Raw genomic sequence first — 16,939 nt, 5'->3', positions numbered from 1 at the left:
AAAACAATGTATGAAATTGTTCATATTCAGTTCATAAAAAGTAATTAATATACAACTAGTGAAAATATCGAATAGGAGTGAATATGAATGAAATTAGCATGGAATGAAATAAAATTTTATAAGCTAAGATATATATTGATTATGCTAATTATTGTCTTATTAAGTATGATGGTGTTATTTATTAGTGGTTTAGCACAAGGGCTTGGCAGAGAAAATGTTTCATTATTTAGTCAGCTTAAATCAAAACATTATATTATCCAAGATATGAAAGCACCTCAAATTGAAAAATCTCAATTAACGAAAAAACAACAATCTAAGGTTGAAAATATCATTAACACTAAACCCTTGAAAATGAAACAACAAACTTTAAATGTTAAAGGAGAAAATAATGAAGATGTATTAGCAATCGATTCTTCATTACAACATAAGTTTAAGTTGTCAAAGGGCCATTATCCGAAAAACGATAATCAAATTGTTGTGAATGAAAAATTAACAGGAAAGGGGATAAATATTGGAGATAAAGTCCAATTTAAAAATCAAGAGAAAGCGTATAAAGTAACAGGATTTCTTAAAGATGCGATGTATTCACATAGTTCAATCGTAATGATGAATCAACAAGGATTCAGTGATATTAAAGGACAGTATGCTACATTTTATCCATTCAATAAACTATCGAAGCATGAACAACAACAGCTAAAGGATATTACAGGTATCCAAGTTACAGATGAAAATGAATTAAAAGATAATATTGCTAGTTATAAAGCTGAACAAGCACCACTAAACATGATGATAGTGAGTTTACTCGTTATTTCTGCTATTGTTCTTAGTGCCTTCTTTTATGTCATGACAATCCAAAAAGTATCAGAAATAGGTATTTTAAAAGCGATTGGTATAAAGACAAGACACTTGCTTAAATCCTTAACCTCACAAATTTTAATGATTACAATATTATCAGTTTTAATATCAGTCGCTATGATTATAAGTGTTTCGTTCATAATACCAGTAACAATGCCATTTCATTTAGCCTACGCTAATTACATTTTAGTTATTGTCATTTTCATTCTCGTAGCATGCATAGGCTCATTACTATCATTTATTAAAGTCGTTAAAATCGATCCATTAGATGCTATTGGAGGTGGAGAATAGTGACATTGCAAGTTAAACAATTAATTAAAACGTTTGGAGAAGGTAGTACTAAGACAGAAGTATTAAAGGGTATCGATTTAACAATAGAGCCTGGTGAATTTGTAATTCTTTCAGGTGCATCAGGTTCGGGTAAATCAACATTGTTATCTATATTAGGAGGTCTACTTTCTCCTACTGATGGGGATATAAACTATGAACAACAACCTTTATTTTCATCGTCTAAACAAAATAGTGAACGTCGATTATCAGAGATAGGCTTTATCTTCCAATCTTCTCACTTAGTACCTTATTTAAGCGTCATTGATCAATTGATAATTGTAGGACGTGAAGCAGGAATGTCTAAAAAAATAGCATATCGTCGTGCAGAAAAATTATTAAGTGATATAGGATTGTATGAAAGAATGAATGCTTACCCCCATATGTTATCAGGTGGTGAAAAACAAAGAGTAGCTATTATGAGAGCGCTAATGAATAATCCTAAAGTGTTATTAGCTGATGAACCAACAGCAAGTTTAGATGCTAAAAGAGCGTTATCTGTTGTAAAAATGATTAAAAAAGAAATTTCAAACAATCAAATGTGTGGAATTATGGTGACACATGATCAACGATTGTTTGAATATGCAGATAAAGTTATTTACTTAGAAGATGGTCTAATTAAAAATTAATATAAAAATAGAGGCAGTAATACATTCGTATAGAATGTACACTGTCTCTTTTATTTAATCCATAAAATGATAATACTTAACCAAAAGGTTAGTGCAAAGTATATGGTTAGTAAAAGACGATACTGGTACATTACACCTAAAAAGTCTCTGATTAACGCAATATGGAAAAAATGGTATGGTGTATGACTGCCAATACCATAGGCTTGAATATCATGATTTTTAGCTAATTTAAGTGCTCTTAAAATATGAAATTGACTAGTTACACACAGTATTTTGGGTTTAATATTGAAATGTTTTCTAATTATTTCTTTCGAATATATAAAGTTAGTATTAGTATTTGTTGATTGTTGTTCCAATAATATATGTTCTTTTGGGACACCGCGATGAATTAAATAGCGTTGCATAGCTAAAGCTTCAGTAATAGGTTCATCTGGACCTTGACCACCAGAAACTAAAATCATAGGAGAATTATGGAACTGTCGGTAAATATCATATGCTCGATCTAAACGTTCTTTAAGCATAGGTGTAACTTCTTCAGTAAAAATACCTGCCCCTAAAATAATGATTAAATCGATTGGTTTTTGAAAATGAGTTGAACCATATGCAGAAGACCAAAAGACATAACAAAAGAAAGCGAATAAAGTAGACAAACCAATGAAACTAAGCCATAGTATAATGCCATTCAATATTGGAATAGGACAAGTACTAATGTAGAAACAAGCAATTATAAATAGGATTAACCGAACTCCACTTAAAGTCATTTGCTTAATAAAACGACGCCCTTGTTTATTACGAAAGATAGAGGCATGCTTTAATATGATATACATAAATATCATTATTATTATTGCTATTAGTTCATAAGGTATTGAATAACTAATCAGATGGTAAATTAGAGTTATAAAACCTAATATAATAGTAGAAATAAATCCAGTTATACTTAAAGTTATAAATTGGTTGAAAAATAAAGAAAACAATATTATTAAAATTAATAAAGTGAAAAGCAATGGAATCATGAAAGGGCCACCTCTATCATATATGTATATATAAATGTAGTTGATAAGAGTTAAATAAGCAACTTAAAAGATATTGAGTTAAAACTGTTTTTAAGGTTTCATTTTATAATTTTTCTTGATATCATTTATAAGATGAAAAATAAATATTTTATATAAATCTACGCGTGTTTGAGGAGATACATATGACTAGACAATTAGAAGATCATATTGCATTTTTAGAAACATTTATCAATAATGTAAATACTTTAACGGCTAAATTATTGAAAGATTTGCAAAATGAATATGGCATTTCTTTAGAACAATCTAATGTATTAACGATGCTTAGTAACGAATCTATGACTATTAGTCAAATTACGGAGAAGCAAGGCGTTAATAAAGCGGCAGTGAGTAGAAGAATTAGTAAATTGCTAGATGCAGGTTTAGTTATTTTAGAAAAACCTAACGCTAATATAGATCAACGACTCAAATTTATTACGTTATCTGATAACGGAAAATCATATATAAAAGAGCGTAAAGCTTTGATTAATAGTATTGCTCATGACTTTACAAATGATTTTTCTGCGGAAGATTTAGAACAAGTAAGACATGTTTTAGATATTATTAATCATAGAATGACGAATTATAGTTCTAAACTATCTTAAAAATTATTAAATAAAGACTATACACAATAGAAGAGTTAGGAATATAATTTGTATATACATTGGACATAAGACTAAATACGTATGTTACTGTTATTCATTTAGTCATATAATGAAAATATCTGAAAAAATAAAGATTTATAAATTTTAAATATTAAAAAATGATGCATAAGTAATAACCCCCCTTGATATAAATATAGTGATATAACTATTTATAAATGGTAGTAAGTTTGGAAAGTGAATAGAGGTGATACGATGAAACAGTGCCCTCAGTGTGGCGTCTCTGTTGAAAATGATGAGCACACTTGTCATAATTGCGGCCAGTCATTAAAAAAAGAAATAAATCAGAAAAGTAGTAAAAATAACAATATTAAACGAAAAGATAGAACTAACAAATCAACTAATCAATCATCGAATATTAAAATCAGAAAAGTTGTGCCAGTGGCAATTATATTTTTTATTATCATACTATTAGTTATTTTATTTTTCCTTCTAAGAAATTATAATTCACCCAATGCTCAAGCTAAAATTTTAGTGAATGCAATTGATAACGACGATAATCAAAAGGTAGCAACCTTACTTGGTACGAAAGACAAAAAGGTCGATCCTGATGAAGCGGCTGCGTACATCAAATATATTAAAAAAGAAGTGGGCATGAAGCATTTCGTTAGAGATGTTAGAAATACGGTTGATAAATTAAACAAAAGCGATTCAAGTGTTGCATCGTATATCCAAACTAAAGATGGGCAAGATATTTTACGTGTAAGTAAAAACGGAAGACGATATTTTATTTTTGATAATATGAGTTTTAATGCACCTACAAAACAACCTATCGTTAAACCTAAAGTGGATACTAAATATGAATTTAAATCAGGTGGTAAACGTAAAACAGTCATTGCAGATGCAAATAAAACAACACCATTAGGTTATTTTATTCCTGGTAATTATCACATAGACGCAACTAAAGAAACAAAAAATGGCGTATTCACAGGTACACTTGATTTTAATTTCAAGAATAGTAATAGTGAAACTGTAGATGTTAACGAAAACTTTGAAGAAGCGCATTTAAATATCAAATTAAAAGGTGCAACGAAACTGACAAGTAAATCGAAAAAAGTAATCATTAATGATCGTACAATGTCATATTCAAATTCTAAAGAATTCGGTCCTTATCCTAAAAATAAAGATATAACAATTTCAGCTCAAGGTAAGGCGAAAGGTAAAACATTTGAATCTGAAACTAAGACAATTAAAGCGTCTAACTTAAAAGATAATACGTCAGTTACTTTAGATTTTGATAGTGATGAAATAAGTAAATATGTGACTAAAAAAGAAAAAGAAGAAAATAGTTTGAAGAACAAACTCACACAATTCTTTAGTGGTTATTCTATGGCTTTAACTTCAGCCAAAAATCAAAGTAACTTTGATTTAATATCAAGTTATTTTAAAAAGAATTCTTCAATGTATGACAAAATGAAAAATAGTATTAGTAATCAACAACTTGTATCATTACAATCACCACAAGTATTGAGTGCTAGCAAAAGTGGAGATAAAATATTAACAACTGTACAACATATCGATGAAAATGGTCAGTATGTTAATAAAGAGTATGAGTTAGAGCAAGATTCTAGTGGGAATGACTTTAACTTAATTAAAGAAACAGATTAGAGAAATAGACGTAGTACAATGAAGTTCATTTACATTTATGGACATTGTCCTACGTCTCATTTTTTTAATTATCAAAATCTCATATGTTAAATATTTCTATATCATATAATATTAGAACTTTTATTATTAAAAATAAAAACAAGGTGGTTTCAAAAAATGAATAGTAAAGTACGAGCAAAATCACAATCTCTTATATTTGTAATCATCTTAGGAGCACTTACTGCAATAGGCGCATTATCTATAGATATGTTTTTACCTGGGTTGCCAGATATACAAAATGACTTTCATACAACAACTTCAAATGCTCAATTAACATTATCTCTATTTATGATTGGTTTAGCATTAGGTAATTTATTTGCTGGACCAATATCAGATTCTATTGGTAGAAGGAAACCGTTATGGATATCAATGCTTATTTATACTATTGCAAGTTTAGGTATTGTCTTCGTTACGAATATACAAGTGATGATAGCTTTGCGTTTTATACAAGGAATTACTGGTGGGGCGGCATCTGTTATTTCGAGAGCGATTGCTAGTGATATGTATAAAGGTAAAGAATTAACTAAATTTTTATCTTTACTAATGTTAGTTAATGGTGTTGCACCAGTTATAGCGCCTGCTATTGGTGGCGTTATACTAAGCTTTGCGGTATGGAGAATGGTATTTATTATTTTAACTGTATTTGGTGTATTAATGGTTATTGGTACATTAACGAAGGTGCCAGAGTCTTTACAAGAAGATGAAAAAGATAGTAATGGTATTAGAGAAATGTTTAAAAACTTTAAGCATTTATTATTTACACCTAAGTTTGTACTACCGATGGCAATTCAAGGTTTTTCTTTTATTATGTTATTTACCTATATTTCAGCTTCTCCATTTATAGTTCAAAAAATCTATCACATGTCAGCTTTACAATTCAGTATTATGTTTGCCGGTATAGGTATTACATTAATTATTTCAAGTCAGTTAGTAGGCTTTCTTGTAGACTATGTGGATAGACAACGCTTATTAAAAATAGTGACCTTTATTCAAATATTTGGTGTAGTTTTAGTTATCTTTACTTTGTTAAATCATATGAGTTTTTGGATTTTAGTGATTGGATTTATTATATTAGTTTCTCCTGTAACAGCAGTGGCAAGTTTAGGTTTTTCAATTGCTATGGATGAAAGTACACGAGGTAGAGGTAGTGCATCTAGTTTATTAGGATTAGTACAATTCCTATTAGGTGGCGTAATGTCTTCATTGGTTAATGTTATGGGCGAGCATAATGTAATGCCCTATGTAACGATTATTAGTTCAACGGCTATTATTTTAATTATATTACAATTACTTAATTCAAAAATACATCGTAACAATTAAACAACCAAAGTGATTAATACAATCACTTTGGTTGTTTTTCATCATTTACCAAATATAATTATCGCTGTAGTTTAACTGTGTTTGCTAGTAAATTTTCAGCAATTTCTTCTGGTGATTCTTGGCAGCCATTACGTAGCCAATAAAATATAACACCCACTTCACCACCAATTGAGTAAGTGATAAATAAAGACTTATTACGAATTGAATTTGGATAATCATTAATAACATGTTCATATGTTTTTTTTGTAGCTTGAAAATAATCAAACGCTAATCCTTTATTTGGATAAGTAATGAAAATAGCACGATAAAACGATTCTTTTCGTTTTATATATTTAGCTACAATTAAGAAAAATTTATATAATTTGCTTGTATCTACTCTTACACTTTCAAAATTATTATATAAAGCTGTAAGTAATTTAGTATATTTAGAGAGATGATAGTTTTGGATTTTTTCTAGTAAATCATATTTATCTTTATAATTATCATAAAAAGTAGATCTATTAACACCACTGTAAGCACATATCATTTTAATAGTAATATCTTCAAAAGGGTACTCATCTAATAGATCAATCATACTTTGTATAATTTTATATTTTGCTTTTCTTTTCATTAGTATTCACCTTTGTTCATATAACCGACACATTTTTTTAAAGTGTCGGTGTTTTTTTAATGTCTATGTAACTATAATAGATAAAGTGAATTTTAAAAGCAAATAGGAGGAAGTATATATGAAGAAAATGGTATTAATTAATATCATTACTATCATAGTATTAATTGTTATTGGAGTATTAGGCTTTTACTTCTGGAACAATGCAACAAGCTATGTTAGTACTGATAACGCCAAAATAGACGGCGATCAAATGAAAATAGCAAGCCCAACTGCAGGTGAAATCAAATCATTTGATGCAAAACAAGGTGACAAACTTAAAAAAGGTGACAAAGTAGCTGAAGTAGTTGGACAAGGTCAAGATGGTCAATCTAAAAAAATGAGCATCAAAATGCCTAAAGATGGCACAATCGTAAAAACAGATGGTATGGAAGGTTCAATGGCTCAAGCTGGGAACCCAATCGCTTATGCGTATAATTTAGATGATTTATATGTTACTGCCAACGTTGATGAAAAAGATGTTGCTGATATTGAAAAAGGAAATGACGTAGATATTGATATCGACGGTCAAAAAGCAACTGTAAGTGGTAAAGTAGAACAAATTGGTGATGCTACAGCAAATAGCTTCTCATTAATGCCTTCATCAAATAGTGATGGTAATTACACTAAAGTATCACAAGTTGTACCAGTTAAAATTTCTCTAGATTCTGAACCATCTAAAAATGTTGTTCCAGGTATGAACGCTGAAGTCAAAATTCATAAAAATTAAGGGGGTCATTAAATGACAGCGACCTTCATTATTGTTTATATTATAATCGCGCTCATACTTCTTGGTTTGATTAATTTCTTTATTTCTAAAAGTAAGAAAAAGTCTAAAAACCAAAAAGTGGAACAACGCTCAACAAAAGGTTCTGAGAGTCAATCATATCAATCTAAATTTAAAGCAAGTGATTTAGACAAACAATCTGAGTCACGTACAACATCTCCTAATGATTTTGGTTCAACTTCAAATCATATAGAAGACGATAAAAGAAAACATCATTTCGAATCAATGAATGAATCTGAAAATGACAACAACAATGCACATGACCAAGAGAAACTACGTCGTTCAGACGATTCTTCTCGTAACAATATTGATAGAGAAGAAACAGAAGATGTAGACGAAGAAGTGCATAATCCAATTAACCCTGACTCAGAAGAGGGCAGAGTTAATGAAAAAATCAAGAGACAACATAGTGATTTTATCTTTGGTAATGGTATCACTAGAGGTAAAATTTTAGCAGCAATGTTATTTGGGATGTTTATTGCTATTTTAAACCAAACTCTATTAAACGTTGCGCTACCTAAAATTAATACTGAATTTAATATCTCTGCATCAACTGGACAATGGTTAATGACAGGATTTATGTTAGTAAATGGTATTTTAATACCGATAAGTGCTTTTCTATTCAATAAATATTCTTATAGAAAGTTATTTCTTATAGGTCTTGTACTATTTACTATAGGATCATTGATTTGTGCTATTTCAATGAATTTCCCTATTATGATGGTAGGACGTGTATTACAAGCTATTGGTGCTGGTATTTTAATGCCTTTAGGTTCTAACGTTATTGTTACAATCTTCCCACCAGAAAAACGTGGTACGGCAATGGGTATTATGGGTGTGGCTATGATATTAGCTCCAGCTATTGGCCCAACGTTATCAGGTTATATTGTTCAAAATTATCATTGGAATATAATGTTCTATGGTATGTTCTTTATAGGATTAGTAGCTATCATAGTAGGTTATTTCTGGTTTAGACTTTATCAAAGAACCACAAACCCTAAAGCCGATGTACCAGGAATTATTTACAGTACTATTGGTTTCGGTGCTTTATTATACGGTTTCTCTGAAGCTGGTAATAAAGGTTGGGGTTCAACTGAAATCGTTACGATGTTTGTGATTGGTGTTATATTCATTATCTTATTCGTTATTAGAGAATTAAGAATGAAAGCACCAATGTTAAACTTAACAGTATTGAAATACCCAACATATACTTTAACAACAGTTATTAATATGATTGTTATGATGAGTTTATATGGTGGTATGATTTTATTACCTATTTACTTACAGAATTTACGTGGATTCTCTGCGTTAGATTCAGGCCTATTAATGCTTCCGGGTGCATTAGTAATGGGTGTACTTGGTCCTGTTGCAGGTAAGTTATTAGATACTATTGGTATTAAACCATTAGCTATTTTTGGTATTGCTATAATGACTTATGCAACTTGGGAATTAACTAAGTTAAATATGGACACACCATATTTCTCAATCATGGGTATTTATGTGTTGCGTTCATTTGGTATGGCATTTATTATGATGCCTATCATGACTGCAGGCTTGAACGCTTTACCAGGTCGATTAATTTCTCATGGTAATGCATTTGTAAATACTATGAGACAATTAGCAGGTTCTATTGGTACTGCGATTCTTGTTACAGTAATGACAACACAAACAACTAATCATGTTGCCGCATTTGGCACAGAATTAGATAAAACAAATCCAGTTGTTCAAGATCATATGCGTGAATTGGCTCAACAATATGGTGGAGAACAAGGTGCAATGAAAGTATTATTACAATTTATAAATAAATTGGCTTCTGTTGAAGGTATAAACGATGCATTCGTTATTGCAACTATGATAAGTTTATTAGCACTTATTTTAAGTTTCTTCTTACAAAGTAAGAAGAAAGCTGATGCATCAGCTGCAAAATCAAGAGCAGAAGATTAATTGTTGATAGACATTAAATAAAGTTTAATTAAAAAAATTGTGTTGTGGGGGCATGATTTTTAAGGGATCGGTATCAATTTTGATATCGATCCCTTTTTTTTTAGTGGCTCTTACGAATGAAATGAGTTAGAGCCACTTATGCATTAGCGAAGCTAAGGCGAACCGAAAAGAACGAATGAAATGAGTTAGAGCCACTTATGGGAGTAGAACAGAAATGTGAAGCATTTCGTCGTTCTACCCCGGCAAGGATGACTAGACTTGAACGAAGTATGAAATACGCACGTTCAAGACAGACATCTACTGCCAATATATGAACGTAGTTCAGAAAGTTTTAAGGCGAACCGAAGAGAACGAATGAAATGAGTTGGAGCCACTTATGGGAGTAGAACAGAAATGTGAAGTACTACTCCTAATTTTATTAGGTTAGTAGTACTTACATCTTAGTTTTGACTAAGATGTTCTTTATCGTCGTTCCACCCCGGCAAGGATGGCTAGACTTGAAGGAAGTATGAAATACGCACGTTCAAGACAGACATCTACTGCAAATATATGAACGAAGTTCAGAATGGTTTAAGGCGAACCGAAAAGAACGAATGAAATGAGTTAGAGCCACTAAAGAATAAATAAAACACAAAAAGCGTGTTGAAAGACATCTTTATCAAGATCATCTTTCGACACGCTTTTAATTATTAAAAGATATATTATTTAATACGGATTTTTCTGTTTCTAAAGAATAGACTAATAATTAGTAATCCAATGCTACAAGCTAATAAAATAAGCGCGTTGTGAATAGCATCGGCTTCTACCACTACCTGATCTGGTGAGACAGTTAAGTAATATTGTTTAAGTGAATCAGAAATTTTCTCAGCTAATGTATGAATAATATAGCTAAAGTACATTGTTATCACTAGCATAATGGCAAGAAACAACATATTTACAACCTTTAAAGCACTACGATTAAAAATAATTGTTAAAATCGATAAAATTAAACTAAGAATACATAATGCGAAAAAGGCGTAAAAGACAATCAATAATCGGTCAATTGATTGTTGTAATTGATCAATATTACCTAAATTGATATTAATATTTCCAATTTGTGTAACATTATCTTGGAAATTTTTAAGTTGATGAAAATCAATAGTTTGTTTGGCAAATACAATATTGAATATGGGTTGTTTATACATGCTATAACCTGTAATTGCAGTCAACACAAGCACAATTAATTGAATAATCATGCTTACCCATGAACGCTTTTTCTTGCCATATTGTTTACCTCGATGCAAACCTTGCGTTTGAAATGCATCGTCAAAGTTTTCCAATCTTCTTTGTTGATTAGACATGCAGGTACCTCCCTTGAAATAGTCATATCTTTCTTTATCATTTCTAGTCTGATTTTGTTATAATAATGATTATTCAAAGACAGTAAAAAATTAGACAATTTATAAAATGAAATTCATGACTAAATTAAAATATACTTTAAATTATATCCCTTTTTATGTTGCGAATGTAGGTTTTTAATCAAATTGTTTTTTAATTTTAAAAATTGATAAGAGGTAGGTTTAGTTATTTATGAAGAATCGTTTAATGAACAGAGTGGTAAACAAATATATTCTACACAATCGTTCAATATTTTTCGATAATGATGAAGCAGTGGATAAATTTTTCGAAAAAAGACAAATTGAAAATGAGAAAAAACATAAGCAACCATCTACACTGAATGTGAAAGCCAATTTAGATAAACTTATGCTAGGAGATATGCAAGTTTTTAGATTTAATTTTAGACATGAATCCAAAAGAAAAATTTTGTATCTTCATGGTGGATATAATACATTACAACCATCACCATTTCATTGGAGATTCTTAGATAAATTGACATTATCAACGTTACATGAAGTTGTATTTCCTATTTATCCTAAAGCACCTGATTATCATATCAATGATACACAAAAAGCTGTTAAAGATGTTTATGATCAATTAGTATCTGAAGTGGGTTCAGAACATATTATTGTCATGGGAGATGGCTCTGGTGGTGGATTAGCATTAAACTTAGTGCAAAGCTTGATCGAACAAAATGAACAAGTACCACGTCAATTATATTTAATTTCACCATTATTAGATGCGACATTATCAAACAAAGATATAACTGATGACCTATTAGACAAAGATATATTAGTGAGCAGATTTGGTGTGAATGAAATTATGAAACGTTGGGCAGATGAATTGCCACTTACCAATTCACGTGTATCACCGATATATGGCAAGATTGAAGGTTTACCACCAGTGTTTATGTTTGGTGGAGGTAGAGAAATTATTAATCCAGATATGCATTTATTTAAGGATACATTGGAATCAGTTGGACAAGATATTGAATTTTATGAATATCCAAGAATGGTTCATGATTTTCCACTTTATCCGATTCGTGAATCACATAAAGTTGTTAAACAAATTACCAAAGCTTTAAATAAATAGCATGTATAAATAAAGAAAAGGGCGTTTAGCAGTTGATATTTAGCTAAACGTCCTTTTTATATTATTCCATAATAGAATTAATATGTTTAATAATAAAGTTTTGTCCTTTTGAAAAATATAAGTCAGCAATTGTGTCCTCAAAATGACTTGGTATGTCGGTTAAATTACTAAATGAAAAGACTTTTTCAATATTATCATTTCGTACACGATTCGCAAGTTGATTATAGTGTTCGAGAAATTGATTGTCATCATCATATTTTTCAAGAAGTTGATTTATTTCATCAATAGCTTGTTTTTGACCTTGAGTGTAACTCATTCGTGTTGCACGTATAAATAATTTTGAAGCTGGACCATTTATCGTTAAAGCTTTTTGTTCGTTTAAGTCACTAAGCGCATATTTAACATCATCGAATAAATCTAATAATTCACTTTGTACTGTATAGCGAATAGAATCGTTCATTATTTATCCTCCTTGTGAGGGATACCAATTCGATGGCCTAATTGGTCTGGCCATTCAATAGTTTGCTGTTGTTGGTCAGCATAGTGTTGCATTTGTTTGTAATAGTCTTCTGGAAAGGCAGCTGAGCGTCGTTGTTTTTGATCAATGCCCATCATCATTACTTCATTTGTAGCTGCAACATTACCATCATTACGGACCATTCTTAAGAAAAAGTGAACACGTTTGTAATCATAATCATAAATATATAACTCAACATCATAATGCTCATTTAATGTTAATTCAGATAAAAATGTAGTGTGTTCTTCAATTGTAAATGTAGTGTATTTATATTGTTCACGTTCTTCTAATGATAAACCATGACTATAATTAAAATCATCAATCACATCACTAAAAATGATATTATAATATGCATCATGCATATGATTATTATGATCGATAAAATCTTCAGTCACCGTTTTACTTACCTTAAAAGTTTGAGACATGACAACTACTCCTTTTTTGTGTGCTTGCTAATTATTTTACTAAATTAAATTAAGACATACACGTAATTCAATTCATGATAAAATAATGAAGAACTGCTTAACAGGGGGTAAATGGAGATGACAATGACTGTTCGATACCAAACATCTACCGAACCTTTAAAAAAGGTGAGTCGAATTGAAGATATTCCTAGTGAAGCAACAATTGTTTGGTACGATTTTGAGGACGCAACACCACAAGAAAATGAATTTTTAAGAAATCATTTTAACTTTAATGATTTAGAAATAGATGATGCCATTAATGGTATTCCTCGAGCAAAATATAAATCGTATGATGATTATCAATATTTAGTTCTTCATAGTATATTAGTACGCAATTATTCTGCAATAGCGTTAAATGTATTTTTAGGGGATAAATTATTAGTCACATACCATCATCAAAGTTTTGAATCGCTTAAAAGAGTGGCTAAAGTAAATGAACAACACCATGATCCAGAACTAGATTGTGCAGATATTGTTATTCTTATATTAGATAGTATGGTAGATAAATACTTTAATTTTGTTTACGATATTGAAGATAAGGTATATACATTTGAGGATAGACATGTTGATGATCGCTTTAGTAAAGATGTAATGGACAACGTATTTAAATTACGTTCTGACTTAATTAAAATCAAACGTGTTTTATTTCCAATGCAAGAGTTAGTTGATACGATTAAAACTGAAGGTAATTTAATTAAAGATAACAAGCATTCAATGTATATACAACATATAGATGACCACTTAATTAAACAAAGTAACGTCATTAAGACTTCTCAAGAAATGACGAATGAAATTAGAGAAAACTATGAATCTTATACATCATTTAGAATGAATAATATTATGCAAATTTTAACATTAGTTTCAGTTATATTTTCTCCACTTACCTTTATTGCAGGTATATACGGAATGAACTTTGAATATATGCCTGAACTTAAATGGCATTATAGCTATTTTGTTTGCTTAATTATTATGTTAATCATCACTATTGTGTTAATAATTTTCTTCAAAAAAAAGAAATGGTTTTAAATTGTGCATTTTAAAATAAGAATGAGTTGGAAAGGGCGGTATAGCAATGAGTGATTTTCAAAGAGAACAGAGAAAAAATGAACATGTTGAAATCGCGATGGCACAACAAGATGCTGCATTGTCAGATTTTGACAAAGTAAGGTTTGTACATCATTCAATTCCTAATATAGATGTAGATGATGTTGATTTAACTACACGTACATCACATTTTGACTTGAAATATCCCGTTTATATCAATGCAATGACGGGTGGTAGTGAATGGACTAAACAAATTAATGAGAAACTTGCGATTGTTGCAAGAGAAACAGGATTAGCAATGGCGGTTGGTTCAACACATGCTGCTTTACGAAATCCTAAAATGGCAGAGTCATTCACTATTGTAAGAGAAACTAATCCAGATGGTATTATATTCAGTAATGTGGGTGCTGATGTGCCTGTAGATAAAGCCGTAAAAGCCGTTGAATTATTAGATGCGCAAGCATTACAAATACATGTTAATTCACCACAAGAACTAGTTATGCCAGAAGGTAATCGTGAATTTGCCAATTGGATGGAAAATATCGAAGCTATTGTTAAAGCAGTTGATGTTCCAGTGATTGTAAAAGAAGTAGGATTTGGTATGAGTAAAGAAACGTACAAATCACTGCTTAACGTTGGAGTAGCTTATGTTGACGTAAGCGGGCGTGGTGGTACAAACTTTGTTGATATTGAAAATGAGAGACGTTCAAATAAAGATATGGATTATTTATCAAATTGGGGACAATCAACAGTTGAATCTCTATTAGAAAGTACCGATTATCAAGATAAGCTTAATGTCTTTGCAAGTGGTGGTTTACGTACACCATTAGACGCAGTGAAATGCTTAGCATTAGGTGCTAAAGCAGTTGGAATGTCACGACCATTTTTAAATCAAGTTGAACAATCAGGTATTACGCAAACGATTGAATATGTAGAGTCATTTTTAGATCATATGAAGAAAATAATGACTATGTTAGACGCTAAAAATATTGATGAATTAACTCATAAAGATATGATATTTAGCCAAGATTTATTATCGTGGATAGACCAAAGAGGTTTAGATATTCATAGAGGATAATTGGCCTAACTATAGTTGCCAAAATAAATTCAAAATAAAACAGTACACATGAGAAACTGTCAGGACATAAGCAAAAACACTTTATGTCTTAGTTCCATCATGTGTACTGTTTTTTAATTATTGGAAAAATTGTATAAAGCCCATAACAATAATCACGCCTATTAAGTCGATTAAGAATGCACCGACAATAGGAACAACTAAATAAGCTTTTGGTGAGTTACCGTATTTTTTAGTAATGACATCTAAATTAGCCATTGCATTAGGTGTTGCACCTAACCCATGACCAATAAAGCCACCAACCATTACTGCAGCATCATAGTCTTTGCCTAAGCCTCTGAATAAAATGAAGATAGAGAACAAGATCATGAATACAACTTGCACAAGAACTATGATAATTAATGGTAATGCTAATGAGTAGATTTCAGTTAATTGAATACTCATTAACGCGAGAGATAGGAAGATACCTAATGAGATATCACCGATTTCTTCGTTAATTTTTAAATCAACAATGTTAAAGCCAAATGCTTCAGAAATGTTACGCACAAAAACAGCGACGAACATTGAGCCTACATACATTGGTATATTAACATTTGTTAAATCAGTAAACGTATTTCCTATGTATGTACCGAGTGCCATACAGAATACAAGAATTGTAAACTGTATAAAGAAAATTTGTGTTGGTTTATATTTTTCGTGAAGTGCTTGATTATATTCAACTTCACCATAGTTTTTAAATGAATCATCACTATGTTCAGGTTTGAGGTTATAACGTTTGATTAAAAATTTAACTACAGGTCCGCCAATCAAACCGCCAAATACTAAACCTAATGTTGCGGCAGCAAGAGCAGCAGTTACAGCGGAATCAATGCCCATATCTTGAATTGTTTTACCATAGGCAGCGGCATTACCGTGACCACCTTCCATTGACATAGACCCTGCTGTTAAACCTAATAATGGTTTGATATTTAATACTTTAGCTAAGGAAACACCAATGACGTTTTGACAGAAAGCCATAATACCACAAAACATAAAGTATAATAACATGACCTTTCCACCAACTTTAAATAATTTCAATGATGCTCCTAATCCAATTGTTGTGAAAAAGGCTAACATAAAGAAATTTTGTATAAATGATGAGTCTAATTTAATTTTAACTATATTAAAGGAATCTAAAATCGCAACTAAAATTGCAAAAATTAAGCCACCAATCACTGGTGCTGGAATACAAATTCTTCTTAAAAACGAGACATGGTTTATGATTGTTTGACCAATCAGATATAAAATACATGCTAAACATAATGTGGTAATAGCATCTAATTCTAACATTTTAACTCCCCCTTAGAAGTTACCCCAAAACCTATGTTTAAGTGTTATTCAATTAAAATATGTAAGCGTTATAAAAAGCCACTATACCTAGTATACACGTATAAATCCATTAAATCTAGTTTTAGAATAAATATTATTTGTATTTATACATAAAAGTATTAATTTTCAATAGATA

General features: G+C 30.5%; 16 protein-coding genes. 10 read left to right on the top strand and 6 right to left on the bottom strand.

Translation table 11 applies throughout. The annotated features are described in order from the left end of the window. Positions 1 to 87 precede the first annotated feature (87 nt). The gene (locus CD121_RS10755; protein ID WP_126568251.1) at positions 88 to 1,146 is read left to right on the top strand and encodes an ABC transporter permease; all 1,059 of its coding nucleotides are present in this window, start codon (positions 88 to 90) and stop codon (positions 1,144 to 1,146) included. Further along, positions 1,146 to 1,811, top strand: a complete 666-nt coding sequence (locus CD121_RS10750; RefSeq protein WP_017636512.1) for an ABC transporter ATP-binding protein — start codon at positions 1,146 to 1,148, stop codon at positions 1,809 to 1,811. The genes CD121_RS10755 and CD121_RS10750 overlap by 1 nt, the downstream gene beginning before the upstream one ends. 50 nt (positions 1,812 to 1,861) lie before the next feature. On the opposite strand, the gene CD121_RS10745 is transcribed toward CD121_RS10750, so the two are convergent. Further along, on the bottom strand, positions 1,862 to 2,824 hold the full coding sequence (locus CD121_RS10745; protein WP_126568249.1) for a YdcF family protein: 963 nt from the start codon (positions 2,822 to 2,824) through the stop codon (positions 1,862 to 1,864). Positions 2,825 to 3,006: 182 nt separating this feature from the next. Between CD121_RS10745 and tcaR the strand changes: the two genes are divergently transcribed. From tcaR to tcaB, 3 genes are all read left to right on the top strand, one after another. Then, positions 3,007 to 3,465, top strand: coding sequence for a MarR family transcriptional regulator TcaR (gene tcaR / locus CD121_RS10740; RefSeq protein WP_107999859.1), 459 nt, complete (start codon positions 3,007 to 3,009; stop codon positions 3,463 to 3,465). 252 nt (positions 3,466 to 3,717) lie between these two features. Next, on the top strand, positions 3,718 to 5,130 hold the full coding sequence (gene tcaA, locus CD121_RS10735; RefSeq protein WP_126568246.1) for a membrane-associated protein TcaA: 1,413 nt from the start codon (positions 3,718 to 3,720) through the stop codon (positions 5,128 to 5,130). A 156-nt stretch (positions 5,131 to 5,286) separates the two neighbouring features. Next, a complete protein-coding gene (gene tcaB / locus CD121_RS10730; RefSeq protein WP_029055792.1) occupies positions 5,287 to 6,489 on the top strand; it encodes a putative multidrug effflux MFS transporter TcaB in 1,203 nt (400 codons plus the stop codon). Positions 6,490 to 6,547: 58 nt separating this feature from the next. On the opposite strand, the gene CD121_RS10725 is transcribed toward tcaB, so the two are convergent. Continuing rightward, positions 6,548 to 7,099 carry a TetR/AcrR family transcriptional regulator gene (locus CD121_RS10725; protein ID WP_029055793.1) on the bottom strand — a complete coding sequence of 184 codons (552 nt, stop codon included), beginning with the start codon at positions 7,097 to 7,099 and terminating at the stop codon, positions 6,548 to 6,550. A 118-nt stretch (positions 7,100 to 7,217) separates the two neighbouring features. Between CD121_RS10725 and CD121_RS10720 the strand changes: the two genes are divergently transcribed. Together CD121_RS10720 and CD121_RS10715 are read left to right on the top strand one after the other, a co-directional pair. Further along, positions 7,218 to 7,865, top strand: a complete 648-nt coding sequence (locus tag CD121_RS10720; protein ID WP_017636507.1) for an HlyD family efflux transporter periplasmic adaptor subunit — start codon at positions 7,218 to 7,220, stop codon at positions 7,863 to 7,865. Positions 7,866 to 7,877: 12 nt separating this feature from the next. Continuing rightward, on the top strand, positions 7,878 to 9,866 hold the full coding sequence (locus CD121_RS10715) for a DHA2 family efflux MFS transporter permease subunit (RefSeq protein ID WP_017636506.1): 1,989 nt from the start codon (positions 7,878 to 7,880) through the stop codon (positions 9,864 to 9,866). Between the two features lie 701 nt (positions 9,867 to 10,567). On the opposite strand, the gene CD121_RS10710 is transcribed toward CD121_RS10715, so the two are convergent. Beyond that, positions 10,568 to 11,206, bottom strand: a complete 639-nt coding sequence (locus CD121_RS10710) for a hypothetical protein (RefSeq protein WP_126568244.1) — start codon at positions 11,204 to 11,206, stop codon at positions 10,568 to 10,570. 229 nt (positions 11,207 to 11,435) lie between these two features. On the opposite strand from CD121_RS10710, the gene CD121_RS10705 reads away from it, so the two are divergent. Continuing rightward, the gene (locus CD121_RS10705) at positions 11,436 to 12,335 is read left to right on the top strand and encodes an alpha/beta hydrolase fold domain-containing protein (RefSeq protein WP_126568241.1); all 900 of its coding nucleotides are present in this window, start codon (positions 11,436 to 11,438) and stop codon (positions 12,333 to 12,335) included. Between the two features lie 61 nt (positions 12,336 to 12,396). Here CD121_RS10705 and CD121_RS10700 read toward each other — a convergent pair whose 3' ends face one another. Further along, entirely contained in the window at positions 12,397 to 12,795 is a 399-nt protein-coding gene (locus CD121_RS10700; RefSeq protein WP_126568238.1) for a hypothetical protein, read from the bottom strand. Beyond that, entirely contained in the window at positions 12,795 to 13,277 is a 483-nt protein-coding gene (locus CD121_RS10695; protein ID WP_017636502.1) for a thioesterase family protein, read from the bottom strand. Before CD121_RS10695 ends, CD121_RS10700 begins: the two co-directional genes overlap by 1 nt. Before the next feature lie 117 nt (positions 13,278 to 13,394). Between CD121_RS10695 and corA the strand changes: the two genes are divergently transcribed. After that, positions 13,395 to 14,342 carry a magnesium/cobalt transporter CorA gene (gene corA, locus CD121_RS10690; RefSeq protein WP_126568236.1) on the top strand — a complete coding sequence of 316 codons (948 nt, stop codon included), beginning with the start codon at positions 13,395 to 13,397 and terminating at the stop codon, positions 14,340 to 14,342. A gap of 46 nt (positions 14,343 to 14,388) precedes the next feature. Next, on the top strand, positions 14,389 to 15,438 hold the full coding sequence (fni, locus tag CD121_RS10685; RefSeq protein ID WP_117238898.1) for a type 2 isopentenyl-diphosphate Delta-isomerase: 1,050 nt from the start codon (positions 14,389 to 14,391) through the stop codon (positions 15,436 to 15,438). A gap of 117 nt (positions 15,439 to 15,555) precedes the next feature. Here fni and gltS read toward each other — a convergent pair whose 3' ends face one another. Next, complete coding sequence (gene gltS, locus CD121_RS10680; protein ID WP_017636499.1) at positions 15,556 to 16,764, bottom strand: sodium/glutamate symporter; 1,209 nt, start codon at positions 16,762 to 16,764, stop codon at positions 15,556 to 15,558. Positions 16,765 to 16,939: the final 175 nt, after the last annotated feature.

Origin of the sequence: Staphylococcus pasteuri, assembly GCF_003970495.1 — a bacterium.
In the GTDB taxonomy this organism is placed as follows: domain Bacteria; phylum Bacillota; class Bacilli; order Staphylococcales; family Staphylococcaceae; genus Staphylococcus; species Staphylococcus pasteuri.
This window is presented reverse-complemented; position numbering and strand designations above follow the sequence as displayed.